The sequence below is a fragment of the Pseudomonas sp. B2M1-30 genome, from assembly GCF_025447575.1.
GTDB classification, from domain to species: Bacteria; Pseudomonadota; Gammaproteobacteria; order Pseudomonadales; family Pseudomonadaceae; genus Aquipseudomonas; species Aquipseudomonas botevensis.
Map to the genome: position 1 here is coordinate 421,285 of NZ_JAOEJT010000004.1, position 14,387 is coordinate 435,671.

The 14,387-nt window shown below is 61.4% G+C and carries 12 protein-coding genes; 10 read left to right on the top strand and 2 right to left on the bottom strand.

The features are described from left to right. Positions 1-20: 20 nt before the first annotated feature. Positions 21-539 carry a sigma-70 family RNA polymerase sigma factor gene (locus N8H74_RS11325; protein WP_262147580.1) on the bottom strand — a complete coding sequence of 173 codons (519 nt, stop codon included), beginning with the start codon at positions 537-539 and terminating at the stop codon, positions 21-23. A 190-nt stretch (positions 540-729) separates the two neighbouring features. Continuing rightward, the gene (gene gap / locus N8H74_RS11330) at positions 730-1,731 is read right to left on the bottom strand and encodes a type I glyceraldehyde-3-phosphate dehydrogenase (protein WP_262147582.1); all 1,002 of its coding nucleotides are present in this window, start codon (positions 1,729-1,731) and stop codon (positions 730-732) included. A 220-nt stretch (positions 1,732-1,951) separates the two neighbouring features. Here gap and edd point away from each other — a divergent pair, with 220 nt between their 5' ends. The 10 genes from edd (at position 1,952) to N8H74_RS11380 (ending at position 14,366) form a co-directional block, all read left to right on the top strand. Next, entirely contained in the window at positions 1,952-3,778 is a 1,827-nt protein-coding gene (edd, locus tag N8H74_RS11335; protein WP_262147584.1) for a phosphogluconate dehydratase, read from the top strand. Continuing rightward, positions 3,775-4,728: a glucokinase gene (locus tag N8H74_RS11340; protein WP_217832868.1), complete on the top strand. Its 954-nt coding sequence runs from the start codon at positions 3,775-3,777 to the stop codon at positions 4,726-4,728. The genes edd and N8H74_RS11340 overlap by 4 nt, the downstream gene beginning before the upstream one ends. 118 nt (positions 4,729-4,846) lie before the next feature. Then, the gene (locus tag N8H74_RS11345; RefSeq protein WP_025112821.1) at positions 4,847-5,578 is read left to right on the top strand and encodes a response regulator transcription factor; all 732 of its coding nucleotides are present in this window, start codon (positions 4,847-4,849) and stop codon (positions 5,576-5,578) included. Beyond that, complete coding sequence (locus N8H74_RS11350; protein ID WP_279309310.1) at positions 5,568-7,037, top strand: ATP-binding protein; 1,470 nt, start codon at positions 5,568-5,570, stop codon at positions 7,035-7,037. Before N8H74_RS11345 ends, N8H74_RS11350 begins: the two co-directional genes overlap by 11 nt. A gap of 106 nt (positions 7,038-7,143) precedes the next feature. Further along, a complete protein-coding gene (locus N8H74_RS11355) occupies positions 7,144-8,403 on the top strand; it encodes an AGE family epimerase/isomerase (protein WP_262147587.1) in 1,260 nt (419 codons plus the stop codon). A gap of 118 nt (positions 8,404-8,521) precedes the next feature. Next, complete coding sequence (locus N8H74_RS11360; protein WP_262147589.1) at positions 8,522-9,823, top strand: ABC transporter substrate-binding protein; 1,302 nt, start codon at positions 8,522-8,524, stop codon at positions 9,821-9,823. A gap of 156 nt (positions 9,824-9,979) precedes the next feature. Then, positions 9,980-10,888, top strand: a complete 909-nt coding sequence (locus N8H74_RS11365) for a sugar ABC transporter permease (RefSeq protein WP_217832871.1) — start codon at positions 9,980-9,982, stop codon at positions 10,886-10,888. Continuing rightward, positions 10,881-11,726: a carbohydrate ABC transporter permease gene (locus tag N8H74_RS11370; RefSeq protein ID WP_217832872.1), complete on the top strand. Its 846-nt coding sequence runs from the start codon at positions 10,881-10,883 to the stop codon at positions 11,724-11,726. The genes N8H74_RS11365 and N8H74_RS11370 overlap by 8 nt, the downstream gene beginning before the upstream one ends. 2 nt (positions 11,727-11,728) lie before the next feature. Beyond that, positions 11,729-12,889 carry a sn-glycerol-3-phosphate ABC transporter ATP-binding protein UgpC gene (ugpC, locus tag N8H74_RS11375; protein ID WP_262147592.1) on the top strand — a complete coding sequence of 387 codons (1,161 nt, stop codon included), beginning with the start codon at positions 11,729-11,731 and terminating at the stop codon, positions 12,887-12,889. A 127-nt stretch (positions 12,890-13,016) separates the two neighbouring features. Beyond that, positions 13,017-14,366, top strand: a complete 1,350-nt coding sequence (locus tag N8H74_RS11380) for a carbohydrate porin (RefSeq protein ID WP_262147594.1) — start codon at positions 13,017-13,019, stop codon at positions 14,364-14,366. Positions 14,367-14,387: the final 21 nt, after the last annotated feature.

The window sequence follows — 14,387 nt, forward strand, 5'->3', positions numbered from 1 at the left end:
TCGATCTGCAACCGGCCGGCTCAGTCGCCATTCAGGCGTTCGGCGACGCCAATGCAGATGGTCATGATCAGCTTGAGTTCTTTCTGCACGGTGCTGAGGGACACGTTCAGTTCGCTGGCGATTTCCTGATAGCTGTGCCCGTGCAGGCGGCTGAGGATGAAAATCTGCTGCTGACGCGGGCTGAGTTGACTGAGGCTCACGTTCAGGCGCTCCAGCAATTGTTCGGCGTGGGCGGCATCTTCGGCGCTGCTGGCGGGGGCGGCGACGCTGTGAACCACGTCCTGTGGCACGTCGTCGACCATGGTGCGCGAATGGATCTTGCGCGCCCGCAAATGGTCCAGCGCCAGATTGCGCGCGGTCTGGAAGACAAAGGGTTCAAGGTGATCGATGGCCCGCTCGCTCAACGCCCGCGTCACGCGCAGGTAGGTTTCCTGCAACAGGTCTTCGGCGGTGCTGTGGTTGTTGACCATCCGTTCCAGCGTGCGCAGCAGCGAATTGCGCTGGGCAAGGAAGACGTGATTGAAGTGCGATTGACTCACGGGAGAACCTGATCCGTTTCGAGCGAATGATAATGCTTATCATCCAGTCGAGTGGTCAAGTCCTGATTTCAAAATGAAGATGTGGAAACGGGCTGGCTTGCGAAGGCTGCGTGTCAGTCGAAATCAAGGCTGACCGACACGGCCTCTTCGCGAGCAAGCCCGTTTCCACAGGAGGGATGGGGACGACTGCTTACTCGGCGTTGCACAGCGCCAGGCAGTTATCGAGCATGCGGTTGGAGAAGCCCCATTCGTTGTCGTACCAGGCCAGCACTTTCAGCAATTTGCCGCTGGATTTGGTGTGGTTGGCATCGAAGATCGACGACAGCGGATTGTGGTTGAAGTCGCTGGAAACCAGCGGCAGCGCGTTATAGCCGAGAATCTTCGAATGCTGGCTGGCGGCCTTGAGCAGGGCGTTGACTTCGTCGGCCGAGGCTTCGCGCTTCAATTGCACGGTCAGGTCCACCAGCGACACGTTGATCACCGGTACACGCACGGCCATGCCGGTCAGCTTGCCTGCCAGCTCCGGCAGCACCAGGCCCACGGCTTCGGCGGCACCGGTCTTGCTCGGGATCATGTTCTGAGTGGCCGAACGGGCGCGGTATGGGTCGCTGTGATAGACGTCGGTCAGGTTCTGGTCGTTGGTGTAGGCGTGGATGGTGGTCATCAGGCCACTTTCGATGCCCAACTCGCGGTGCAGCACCTGGGCCACCGGGGCCAGGCAGTTGGTGGTGCACGAGGCATTGGAAATGATCTGGTGCGACTGGCGCAGGATGTCGTGGTTCACACCATAAACGACGGTGGCGTCGGCGCCCTTGGCCGGTGCCGAGATAATCACTTTGCGTGCGCCGGCAGTAAGATGCGCAGCGGCTTTGGCGCGGTCGGTGAACAGACCGGTGCATTCGAACACCACATCAATCTTTTCCGCCGCCCAGGGCAGGTCGGCCGGGTTGCGAATCGCGCTGACCGAAATGCGGTCGCCGTTGACGGTCAGGCTTTCGTTGTCATGCTGAACATCGGCATCGAACGTGCCGTGAACGGTGTCGTATTTGAGCAGATGGGCGTTGATCGCGCTGTCGCCCAGATCGTTGATGGCGACGATCTGCAAATCCTGTCGATAGCCTTGGGTATACAGTGCGCGCAGGACATTACGGCCGATGCGGCCAAAACCATTGATTGCGATTCGAAGAGTCATTGAGCAGCGCCGCCGTCGTTTTGTTGTTGGAATTACAAGATTATTCGCATAAAAATAGAAAACAAGCCTTTTTAGTGGCAATATTTTGTTTTATCTACAACGAGTGACCTGAATCAACTGGTCCGAATGATCAAGAAAACCGTCTGTCATCCCACGCATGCGGGCTTTTGATCAGCATAGACAATCAGGTCGCCACATCCGTTAGCCTGGAGTTCTACACATGCATCCCCGCGTCCTTGAGGTCACCGAACGGCTTATCGCCCGCAGCCGCGCCACGCGTCAGGCTTACCTTGCACTGATTCGCTCAGCTGCCACTGACGGGCCGATGCGCGGCAAGCTGCAATGCGCCAACTTCGCCCACGGCGTGGCCGGTTGCGGCAGCGAAGACAAGCACAGCCTGCGGATGATGAACTCGGCGAACATCGCCATTGTTTCTTCGTATAACGACATGCTCTCGGCGCATCAGCCGTACGAAGTCTTCCCGGAGCAGATCAAGAACGCCCTGCGCGAAATCGGCTCGGTCGGCCAGTTCGCCGGCGGCACTCCGGCGATGTGCGATGGCGTGACCCAGGGCGAGCCGGGCATGGAACTGAGCCTGCCGAGCCGCGAAGTGATCGCGATGTCCACGGCGGTGGCGCTGTCTCACAACATGTTCGACGGCGCGCTGATGCTCGGCATCTGCGACAAGATCGTGCCGGGACTGATGATGGGCTCCCTGCGTTTCGGCCACCTGCCGACGATCTTCGTACCGGGCGGGCCGATGGTTTCGGGGATTTCCAACAAGGAAAAAGCCGACGTGCGCCAGAAGTACGCGGAAGGCAAGGCCACCCGCGAAGAGCTGCTGGAATCGGAAATGAAGTCCTACCACAGCCCCGGCACCTGCACCTTCTACGGCACCGCCAACACCAACCAGTTGCTGATGGAAGTCATGGGCCTGCACCTGCCGGGCGCTTCCTTCGTCAACCCGAATACGCCGCTGCGCGACGCGCTGACTCGCGAAGCCGCGCATCAGGTCACCCGTCTGACCAAGCAGAACGGCAGCTTCCTGCCGATCGGCGAAATCGTTGACGAGAAGGCGCTGGTCAACTCGATCGTCGCGCTGCACGCCACCGGCGGCTCGACCAACCACACCCTGCACATGCCGGCCATCGCCATGGCGGCGGGCATCCAACTGACCTGGCAGGACATGGCCGACCTCTCCGAAGTGGTCCCGACCCTGAGCCACGTCTATCCGAACGGCAAGGCTGACATCAACCACTTCCAGGCCGCTGGCGGCATGTCGTTCCTGATCCGCGAACTGCTTGAAGCGGGCCTGTTGCACGAAGACGTCAACACCGTGCTCGGCCATGGCCTGAGCCGCTACACCAAAGAGCCGTTCCTCGATAACGGCCAACTGGTATGGCGCGAAGGTCCGACCGAAAGCCTCGACGAAAACATCCTGCGCCCGGTGGCGCGGGCGTTCTCGCCGGAGGGCGGTCTGCGGGTGATGGAAGGTAACCTCGGTCGCGGTGTGATGAAGGTGTCTGCCGTGGCGCTGGAAAACCAGATCGTCGAAGCGCCGGCCATGGTGTTCCAGGATCAACAGGATCTGGCCGATGCGTTCAAGGCCGGTCTGCTGGAGAAAGATTTCGTCGCGGTGATGCGCTTCCAGGGGCCGCGCTCCAACGGCATGCCGGAGCTGCACAAAATGACGCCGTTCCTCGGCGTGCTGCAGGATCGCGGCTTCAAGGTCGCGCTGGTGACGGACGGACGGATGTCCGGCGCCTCGGGGAAAATTCCGGCGGCCATCCACGTCAGTCCCGAAGCTTATGTCGGCGGCGCTTTGGCGCGGGTGCAAGAGGGCGATATCATCCGCGTCGATGGCGTCAAAGGCACCCTGGAACTCAAGGTCGACGCCGCAGAATTTGCAGCGCGCGAACCGGCCAAAGGCTTGTTGGGCAACAACATCGGCAGCGGTCGCGAGCTGTTCGGCTTCATGCGCATGGCCTTCAGCTCGGCGGAGCAGGGCGCCAGCGCCTTCACTTCTGCCCTGGAGACGCTTAATTGAAACTGGCTTTGGTCGGTGATATCGGAGGCACCAACGCACGGTTCGCGTTGTGGAAAGATCAGCAGCTCGAAGCGGTGCAGGTGCTCGCCACGGCCGACCATGCCAGCCCGGAGGAGGCGATTGCCCTCTATCTGAGCGGGCTCGGTCTGGCGCCCGGGGCCATCGGTTCGGTGTGCCTGTCGGTGGCGGGGCCGGTTAGCGGTGATGAGTTCAAATTCACCAACAACCACTGGCGCCTGAGTCGCAAGGCGTTCTGCCAGACCTTGCAGGTCGAGCAACTGTTGCTGGTCAACGATTTCTCGGCCATGGCGCTGGGCATGACCCGTTTGCAGCCCGGCGAATTCCGTGTGGTTTGCGAGGGCACGCCTGAGCCGTTGCGTCCGGCGGTGGTGATCGGCCCGGGCACCGGCCTGGGTGTCGGCACCTTGCTCGATCTTGGCGAGGGGCGTTTTGCCGCGTTGCCGGGAGAGGGCGGTCACGTCGATCTGCCGCTGAGCAGCCCGCGTGAAACCCAGTTGTGGCAGCACATCTACAACGAAATCGGCCATGTCAGCGCCGAAACCGCGTTGAGCGGTGGCGGCTTGCCGCGTGTCTATCGGGCGATCTGCGCGGTGGACGGGCATGAACCAAAACTCGACACGCCGGAGGCGATCACCGCCGCCGGCCTGGCCGGTGACCCGATCGCCCTGGAAGTGCTGGAGCAGTTCTGCTGCTGGCTCGGCCGTGTGGCCGGCAACAACGTGCTGACGACCGGCGGACGCGGCGGGGTGTACATCGTGGGTGGCGTGATTCCGCGCTTCGCCGACTTCTTCCTCGAAAGCGGCTTTGCCCGCAGCTTCGCCGACAAGGGTTGCATGAGCGATTACTTCAAGGGCATTCCGGTGTGGCTGGTGACGGCGCCGTATTCGGGCCTGATGGGCGCGGGTGTGGCGCTGGAACAGGCGGGTTAAAAGTGGTTGCAGGTTGTGGGAGCGGGCAAGTCTGCTCCCACGGCAGTTTTGTGGTGTTTGTAAAATCAGTGCTTAAGGCATAATCCGCCCCAATTCCAATAATCAGGATGCCTTCGAAGTGAGTTCAGTCAACAAGTCGATTTTGTTGGTCGATGACGACCAGGAGATACGCGAGTTGCTGGAGACGTACCTGACCCGCGCGGGTTTTCAGGTGCGTGCCACGGCCGATGGCGCCAGTTTTCGCCAGGCGTTGAACGAGGCGCCGAGCGATCTGGTGATTCTTGATGTGATGCTGCCCGATGAAGACGGCTTCAGTCTGTGCCGCTGGGTGCGCCAGCATCCGCGTCAGGCCCAGGTGCCGATCATCATGCTCACTGCCAGTTCCGACGAAGCCGACCGGGTGATCGGTCTGGAACTGGGCGCCGACGATTACCTCGGTAAACCCTTCAGCCCGCGCGAGCTGCAAGCGCGGATCAAGGCGTTGCTGCGTCGCGCGCAATTCGGTCAGGAGCGCAGTGGCAGCGAAGTGCTGGCCTTCGACGAATGGCGGCTGGATATGGTCAGTCACCGGCTGTTCCACACTGACGGCGAGGAAGTGATTCTGTCCGGCGCCGACTTCGCCCTGTTGAAACTGTTCCTTGACCATCCCCAGGAAATTCTCGACCGCGACACCATCGGCAACGCCACCCGTGGCCGTGACCTGATGCCGCTGGATCGCATTGTCGACATGGCTGTCAGCCGCTTGCGCCAGCGTCTGCGCGACACCGAAAAACCGCCGCGCCTGATCCGCACCGTGCGTGGCAGCGGTTACCAACTGGCAGCCAATGTGGTTGCCGGCAATGGCCACTGAGTTGTTGCGCCAACTCGCGCGCAAGGTGCCGATGCCGCGTTCGCTGCTCGGGCGGATGCTGTTGCTGACCTTGCTCGCGGTATTGTTCGCGCAGACGTTGTCCAGCGTGATCTGGGTGTCGCAACTGCGTGCGACGCAACTTGAAGGCCTGGTCACCAGCGCCCGCAGTCTGGCGCACTCGATGACCGCCAGCGTCAGTTACTTCCGCTCCTTGCCTGTGGCCTATCGACCGCTGGTGCTCGATCAGTTGCGCAGCATGGGCGGCACGCGCTTCGTGGTGACGCTCAACGACAAGCCGTTGGGCATGGACGTGTTGCCGGTCACGCCACGCAAAGCGGCGGTGATGAAAGCCGTGGACGAAGTGCTGCATCAATCCCTCGGCCAGGACACCGATATCTCGGTGACCTTCGTCAGCCCCGAGGATCTGCGGATCTTCAACGCCGGCCTGAAACTCGATGAATTGCCGCGTTCGTGGGCGCATTACGCGCTGACCCTGGAGCCGGTGAACCCACCGGTGCTGGTCACCCAGATCCAGATGGCCCCGGGCGAATGGCTGTACATCGCCTCGCTGCTGCCCGAGCCTTACACCAGTCTTGAAGAACAAGGCCTGCCGTCGCAGCAGGTGTGGTTCATCGTGCTGACCAGCGGCTTCTTGCTGTTGTTCATCGGCCTGCTGGTGCATTGGCAGAGCCGGCCGCTCAAGCGTCTGGCCCGGGCAGCGCGGGATCTGTCGCTGGGGGCTGACGTCGAGCCGGTGGCCGAGGGCGGCGGCAGCGAAGTGGTCGAGGTGGGGCGTGCATTCAACACCATGCGCGAGCGCATCAGCCGTTACCTGACTGAGCGTGCCCAGTTGTTCAGCGCGATTTCCCATGACCTGCGCACGCCGATCACCCGGCTGCGCCTGCGGGTCGAGCTGCTGGAAGACGAGCAGTTGCAAGCCAAGTTCGGTCGCGATCTGGATGAGCTGGAGCTGCTGGTCAAAGGCGCGTTGCAGTGCGTGAAGGACACTGACATCCACGAGAACATCGAGCCGGTGGATCTGAACCACGTACTCGAATGCCTGGTGGAGCCGTACCTGGCACCGAACGGCAACGGCCGCGTGACCCAGCAGGGGCGGGCGCTTGCGGCGTATCCGGGCAAGCCGCTGGCGCTGAAACGCTGCATCGGCAACCTGATCGACAACGCGCTGAAATACGGGCGGAACGCACATCTGCACATCGATGACGATGAGAGTGCGTTTGTCCTGCACGTCGACGACGAGGGACCGGGCGTGCCCGAGCAGCGCCTGGAGCAAGTCTTCGAACCGCACTTCCGTCTGGCCGGACAGCAGCAGGGGTACGGGCTGGGATTGGGGATTGCGCGCAACATTGCCCACAGTCATGGCGGGGAGGTGACGTTGCAGAATTTGCGTGAGGGCGGGTTGCGGGTGACCCTGCAGTTACCGCGCTCGGTGGATTGAACGTCCTTTGTCACGGTTTGGTGACAAAACCCGCCCCCTTCGTTACAAGCCCGCCCCGGCCCGTTGTTTAGACTGCCCGCAGTCATAACAACAAAAAGGGCCACCCATGGATCAGTTCAATCCAGGCTTCAGCAGTTGGCTGAATGCTCCTGCCCACCAGCACTGGCTCGCGGCCGAAGGCCTGCGCCTGCTGGCGTTCGCCAAGGCTTCACGACTTCCAGAAGGGTTCGGCAACCTCGATGAGCGCGGTCATCTGCCCGCCGATGCGCAGGCCGAAACCATGAACACCGCGCGTATGACCCACAGCTTCGCCATGGCCCACATTCAGGGTCTGCCGGGGTTCGCCGAACTGGTCGATCACGGCATCCAGTCCCTGCGCGGGCCGTTGCGTGATGGCCTGCACGGCGGCTGGTTCGCCAGCGCCGAACACCGTGACGGCAACACCGGCAAGAATGCCTATCTGCATGCCTTCGTTGCTCTCGCCGCCAGCTCTGCCGTGGCCGCCCGGCGTCCGGGCGCCCAGGCGCTGCTCGATGACGCCATCGACATCATCGACAGCTATTTCTGGAGCGAAGAAGAGGGCGCCATGCGCGAGTTCTTCAACCGCGACTGGAGCGAAGAGGAAGCCTATCGCGGCGCCAACAGCAACATGCACGCCACCGAAGCCTTCCTCGCGCTGGCCGATGTCACCGACGACCCGCGTTGGCTGGTGCGCGCCCAGCGCATCGTCGAGCGGGTGATCCACGGTCACGCTGCCGCCAACGACTATCTGGTGATCGAGCATTTCGACCGCGACTGGCAGCCGCTGCGCGAATACAACCACGACAATCCCGCGGACGGCTTTCGCCCTTACGGCACCACCCCGGGCCACGGTTTCGAGTGGGCGCGGCTGTTGCTGCACCTCGAAGCGGCGCGCGTGCGGGCCGGCATGCTCACGCCAGGCTGGCTGGTCACTGACGCGCAGAAACTGTTCGAGCACAACTGCCGTCACGGCTGGGACGTCGATGGCCTGCCGGGCATCGTCTACACCCTCGACTGGGACAATCGCGCGGTGGTGCGCCATCGTCTGCACTGGACGCACGCCGAAGCCAGCGCCGCCGCCAGTGCCTTGCTCAAGCGCACCGGCGATGAGCAATACGAGGCCTGGTATCGACTGTTCTGGGAGTTTTGCGAAACGAATTTCATCGACCGCTGCGACGGCAGCTGGCACCACGAACTCGACCCGCAAAACCGCCCGAGTGCCGATATCTGGGCGGGTAAACCGGATCTGTATCACGCCTGGCAAGCGGTGTTGATCCCGCGTCTGCCGCTCGCGCCGAGCATGGCGACGGCGCTGGCGCACTTGTCCCAGAGCGTTCCTGTGTAACCATGCGGTGACATTTGCGCGTCCCTTCGTTACCTGCGAGGGCGCGCGCCCTGTTTAAACTCCTGTGCAGCGCAAGCACCAGACTTGCATGCATAACAACAAGAAAGGTACATCTCAGATGAATGCGATTTCTCGCCTCGCTACTGTCATTTCTGTCGCCTCCCTGTTCCCGCTCGCAATTCTGCCTCTCAGTGTTTCCGCTGCCGAATCCAAAGGTTCGGTCGAAGTCGTGCACTGGTGGACGTCCGGTGGCGAAAAAGCCGCTGTCGATGTGCTCAAGGCGCAAGTTGAAAAAGACGGTTTCACCTGGAAGGACGGCGCCGTTGCCGGTGGTGGCGGTGCGACTGCCATGACCGTGCTGAAAAGCCGTGCCGTCGCCGGCAACCCGCCAGGCGTGGCCCAGATCAAAGGCCCGGACATCCAGGAGTGGGCCTCCACCGGCCTGCTCGACACCGACGTGCTGAAAGACGTTTCCAAGTCGGAAAAGTGGGACAGCCTGCTCGACAAGAAAGTCTCCGATACCGTGAAGTACGAAGGTGATTACGTGGCCGTGCCGGTGAACATCCACCGCGTCAACTGGCTGTGGATCAACCCGGAAGTCTTCAAGAAAGCCGGCATCGAAAAAGCCCCGACCACCCTCGAAGAATTCTATGCCGCCGGTGACAAGCTCAAGGCAGCGGGTTTCATCCCGCTGGCCCACGGCGGTCAGCCTTGGCAGGACAGCACCGTGTTCGAAGCCGTGGTGCTGTCGGTCATGGGTGTGGATGGCTACAAGAAAGCCCTGGTCGACCTGGACAACGCTGCGCTGACCGGTCCGGACATGGTCAAGGCCCTGACTGAACTGAAGAAAGTTGCGACTTACATGGACCAGGACGGCAAAGGCCAGGACTGGAACCTGGAAGCGGCCAAGGTCATCAACGGCAAGGCCGGCATGCAGATCATGGGTGACTGGGCCAAGTCCGAATGGACCGCCGCCAAGAAAGTCGCCGGCAAGGACTACGAGTGCGTAGCGTTCCCGGGCACCGACAAGGCGTTCACCTACAACATCGACTCCCTGGCCGTGTTCAAGCAGAAGGACGCGGGCACCGCAGCCGGTCAGCAGGACATCGCCAAGGTCGTGCTGGGCGAGAACTTCCAGAAAGTCTTCAGCATCAACAAGGGCTCGATCCCGGTGCGTAACGACATGCTGGCCGACATGGGCAAATACGGTTTCGACTCTTGCGCCCAGACCGCCGCCAAGGACTTCCTGGCAGACGCCAAGACCGGCGGCCTGCAGCCGAGCATGGCGCACAACATGGCGACCACGCTGGCGGTGCAGGGTGCGTTCTTTGACGTAGTCACCAACTACATCAACGACCCGAAAGCCGACCCGGCCGATGCCGCGAAGAAACTGGGCACCGCCGTCAAGGCCGCCAAGTAAAGGTCAGCACCGCTCTCCATGTGGGAGCGGGTTCGCCCGCGAAGGCATCGTGTCAGGTGATGCACCTGCTGCCTGACACAGCGCTTTCGTGAGCAGGCCCGCTCCCGCCGGGAGGGGATGCCCCAGCCATTTCTTTTCCCTGTACTGGATCTTCCCATGAGTTCTGTTGCTGTGTTCAGCAAGGCCTCGCCGTTCGATGCGTTGCAACGCTGGCTACCCAAACTGGTGCTGGCGCCGAGCATGTTCATCGTTCTGGTGGGCTTCTATGGCTATATCCTGTGGACGTTCGTCCTGTCGTTCACCACCTCGACCTTCCTGCCAAACTACAAGTGGGCGGGCCTGGCGCAATACGCGCGGCTGTTCGACAACGACCGCTGGTGGGTGGCGAGCAAGAACCTGGCGCTGTTCGGCGGCCTGTTCATCGGCATCACTCTGGTGATCGGTGTGCTGCTGGCGGTGTTCCTCGACCAGCGCATTCGTCGCGAAGGTTTCATCCGCACCATTTACCTGTACCCGATGGCGCTCTCGATGATCGTCACCGGTACGGCCTGGAAATGGCTGCTCAACCCGGGTATGGGCCTGGACAAATTGTTGCGTGACTGGGGCTGGGAAGGCTTCCGTCTCGACTGGCTGATCGACCCGGATCGCGTGGTGTATTGCCTGGTGATCGCAGCGGTCTGGCAGGCTTCGGGTTTCATCATGGCGATGTTTCTCGCCGGCCTGCGCGGCGTCGATCAATCGATCATCCGTGCCGCGCAGATCGATGGCGCGAGCATGCCGACGATCTACTGGAAAGTGGTGCTGCCAAGCCTGCGTCCGGTGTTCTTCAGTGCGGTGATGATCCTGGCGCACATCGCGATCAAGAGCTTCGACCTGGTCGCAGCCATGACGGCTGGCGGCCCGGGTTACTCCTCCGACCTGCCGGCGATGTTCATGTACTCCTTCACGTTCAGTCGCGGCCAGATGGGCATGGGCTCGGCCAGTGCGATTCTGATGCTCGGTGCGATTCTCGCGATCATCGTGCCTTACCTGTACTCCGAGCTGAGGACCAAGCGTCATGACTAGTCTCGCCGACAAACCTTCCATCAGCCTGAGCCGCATTGCGATCTACGCGGTGCTGATTCTCGCCGTCCTGCTGTATCTGGTGCCGCTGGTGGTGATGCTGCTGACCAGCTTCAAGACCCCGGAAGACATCAGCACCGGCAACCTGCTGAGCTGGCCGACCGTGGTCAGCGGCATCGGCTGGGTCAAGGCCTGGGCCACGGTCAACGGTTACTTCTGGAACTCGATCAAGATCACCGTTCCGGCGGTGCTGATCTCCACCGCCATCGGTGCGCTGAACGGCTACGTGTTGTCGATGTGGCGCTTCCGTGGTTCGCAACTGTTCTTCGGCCTGTTGCTGTTCGGCTGCTTCCTGCCGTTCCAGACCGTGCTGCTGCCGGCCTCGTTCACCCTCGGCAAGATGGGCCTGGCGAGCACCACCACCGGCCTTGTGTTCATCCATGTGGTCTACGGCCTGGCGTTCACCACGCTGTTCTTCCGTAACTACTACGTGAGCATTCCCGATGCACTGGTCAAGGCTGCACGCCTGGATGGCGCAGGGTTCTTCACGATCTTCCGGCGGATCATTCTGCCGATGTCGACCCCGATCATCATGGTCTGCCTGATCTGGCAGTTCACCCAGATCTGGAACGACTTCCTGTTCGGCGTGGTGTTCTCCAGCGGTGATTCGCAACCGATTACGGTGGCGCTCAACAACCTGGTCAACACCAGCACCGGCGCCAAGGAATACAACGTTGATATGGCGGCGGCGATGATCGCCGGGCTGCCGACCCTGCTGGTCTATGTGGTGGCAGGCAAGTATTTCGTGCGCGGCCTGACGGCCGGCGCAGTCAAGGGGTAATCATGGCAACGCTCGAACTTCGCAATGTAAACAAGACCTATGGCGCCGGCCTGCCGGATACCCTGAAGAACATCGAACTGTCGATCAAGGACGGTGAGTTCCTGATCCTCGTCGGCCCTTCGGGCTGCGGCAAGTCGACCCTGATGAACTGCATCGCCGGCCTGGAAACCATCACCGGCGGCGCGATCATGATCGGCGACCAGGACGTCAGCGGCATGAGCCCGAAGGATCGCGACATCGCCATGGTGTTCCAGTCCTACGCGCTGTACCCGACCATGAGCGTGCGCGAGAACATCGAGTTCGGTCTGAAGATCCGCAAGATGAGCCAGGCGGCCATCGACGAGGAAGTGGCGCGCGTCGCCAAGCTGCTGCAGATCGAACACCTGCTCAACCGCAAGCCCGGCCAGCTCTCCGGCGGCCAGCAGCAGCGGGTGGCGATGGGCCGTGCCCTGGCGCGGCGGCCGAAGATTTATCTGTTCGACGAACCGCTGTCCAACCTCGACGCCAAGCTGCGCGTCGAGATGCGCACCGAAATGAAACTGATGCATCAGCGCCTGAAGACCACCACGGTCTACGTGACCCACGACCAGATCGAAGCGATGACCCTGGGCGACAAAGTGGCGGTGATGAAGGACGGCATCATTCAGCAGTTCGGCACGCCGAAAGAAATCTACAACGACCCGGCCAACCTGTTCGTGGCGAGCTTCATCGGTTCGCCGCCGATGAACTTCATTCCGCTGCGCCTGCAACGCAAGGACGGCCGTCTGCTGGCGCTGCTCGATAGCGGCCAGGCCCGTTGCGAGTTGCCGATGAGCATGCAGGACGCGGGTCTGGAAGATCGCGAAGTGATCCTCGGCCTGCGCCCGGAACAGATCACTCTGGCGAGCGGCGAGGGCAATGGCCTGCCGAGCATCAAGGCTGAAGTCCAGGTCACCGAGCCGACCGGTCCGGACACCCTGGTCTTCGTCAATCTCAATGACACCAAGGTCTGCTGCCGCCTGGCACCGGACGTGGCACCGCAGGTGGGCGAAACCCTGACCCTGCAATTCGATCCGGCGAAAGTGCTGCTGTTCGATGCCAAGACCGGTGAGCGTCTGGGAACGGCAGGTGCGCCGAAGACCGAAGCGCATTCGGCAAACGTCGCCCAGTTCAAGGGTCGCTGAAAGACAACAGATGGGAGCCATCGGCTCCCATCGGGGGGCACGCGGCGGATGGCCTGTTATCCGTCGCAAGTTATGTAAACCGCGTTGGAAAAAAACAGTTAATAACAATAAAGACGAGGATGTAGGGATGAAAAAGAAACACTTAAATGCCCGGTTGATCTGCCAGGTTTCCGCTGCCGCAGCCCTGGTGCTGGCCGGCAACGCAATGGCCGCCGACGCATTCAGCTCCGATTCCAAATGGATGACGGGCGACTGGGGCGGAGAGCGGACCAAGCTGATCGAGCAAGGTATCGACATCAAGGCCGACTACGTGGGGGAAATGGGCTACAACGCCCACGGTGGCTACAACGACGACAAGACCGGCCGCTACAGCGACCAGTTCGGTCTGGGCGTGGCACTGGATCTGCAAAAACTGTGGGGCTGGGATAACACCCAGGCCAAGATTCAGCTCACCAACCGTAATGGCCAGAACATCTCCAACGACCGTATCGGCGACCCGCGTGCCGGCACTCTGAGCTCCTCGCAAGAGGTTTACGGCCGTGGCCATATGGTGCGTCTGACCCAGTTGTGGATTCAGCACCAGTTCTTCGACAACAAGCTCGACGTCAAGGCCGGTTACTTCGGTGAAGGCGAAGACTTCAACACCTTCCCGTGCGAATTCCAGAACCTGGCGTTCTGCGGCTCCCAAGTGGGTAACTGGGCGACCAACATCTGGTACAACTGGCCCGTCAGCCAGGCCGCGATCCGTGTGAAGTACAACATCAACGACGAGCTCTACGCGCAAATCGGCGCGTACAACCAGAACCCGTCGCAGCTGGAACACGGCAACGGCTTCAAACTCAGCGGCAGCGGCACCGCCGGTACTGTATTGCCGGTCGAGCTGGTGTGGTCGCCGAAGGTCAACAGCCTGCCGGGCGAATACCGTGTGGGTTACTACAAGAGTACGGCCGATGCCAATGACGTCCGTGAAGACGCCAACGGTAACGACGCTGCGACCACCGGTGATGCGTACCGCGTTCACAACAGCAAGCATGGCTACTGGTTCGTTGCGCAACAGCAACTCACCAGCCACAACGGCGATGCATCCCGTGGTCTGAACATCGCCGCCAACGCGACGTTCCACGACAAGGACACCAACTTCATCGACAACTACCAGTCGTTGATGTTTGTGTACAAAGGCCCGTTCGACGCACGTCCCAAGGATGATGTCGGTATCGGTTTCGCCCGTATCCATGTCAACGACGACGTGAAGAAAAACGCCGAGCTGCTCAACGCTTCGAACGGTGTTTCGGACTACGACAACCCGGTGTTCTCGCCTATTCGTGAAACCGAATACAACTACGAGATCAACTACGGTTTCCACGTCACCAACTGGCTGACCGTGCGTCCGAACCTGCAATACATCACTCATCCGGGCGGTGTGGATGAAGTGGATAACGCATTGGTCGCCGGCCTGAAAATTCAGTCGGTGTTCTGACGCGTCTGCGATAAGCTCCTC

Bases quoted from the DNA above. Each gene is read 5' to 3' on its own strand.
- gap (WP_262147582.1), bottom strand. From the start codon at position 1,731: ATGACTCTTCGAATCGCAATCAATGGTTTTGGCCGCATCGGCCGTAAT.
- edd (WP_262147584.1), top strand. From the start codon at position 1,952: ATGCATCCCCGCGTCCTTGAGGTCACCGAACGGCTTATCGCCCGCAGC.
- N8H74_RS11350 (WP_279309310.1), top strand. From the start codon at position 5,568: ATGGCCACTGAGTTGTTGCGCCAACTCGCGCGCAAGGTGCCGATGCCG.
- N8H74_RS11355 (WP_262147587.1), top strand. From the start codon at position 7,144: ATGGATCAGTTCAATCCAGGCTTCAGCAGTTGGCTGAATGCTCCTGCC.
- N8H74_RS11360 (WP_262147589.1), top strand. From the start codon at position 8,522: ATGAATGCGATTTCTCGCCTCGCTACTGTCATTTCTGTCGCCTCCCTG.
- N8H74_RS11365 (WP_217832871.1), top strand. From the start codon at position 9,980: ATGAGTTCTGTTGCTGTGTTCAGCAAGGCCTCGCCGTTCGATGCGTTG.
- N8H74_RS11370 (WP_217832872.1), top strand. From the start codon at position 10,881: ATGACTAGTCTCGCCGACAAACCTTCCATCAGCCTGAGCCGCATTGCG.
- ugpC (WP_262147592.1), top strand. From the start codon at position 11,729: ATGGCAACGCTCGAACTTCGCAATGTAAACAAGACCTATGGCGCCGGC.
- N8H74_RS11380 (WP_262147594.1), top strand. From the start codon at position 13,017: ATGAAAAAGAAACACTTAAATGCCCGGTTGATCTGCCAGGTTTCCGCT.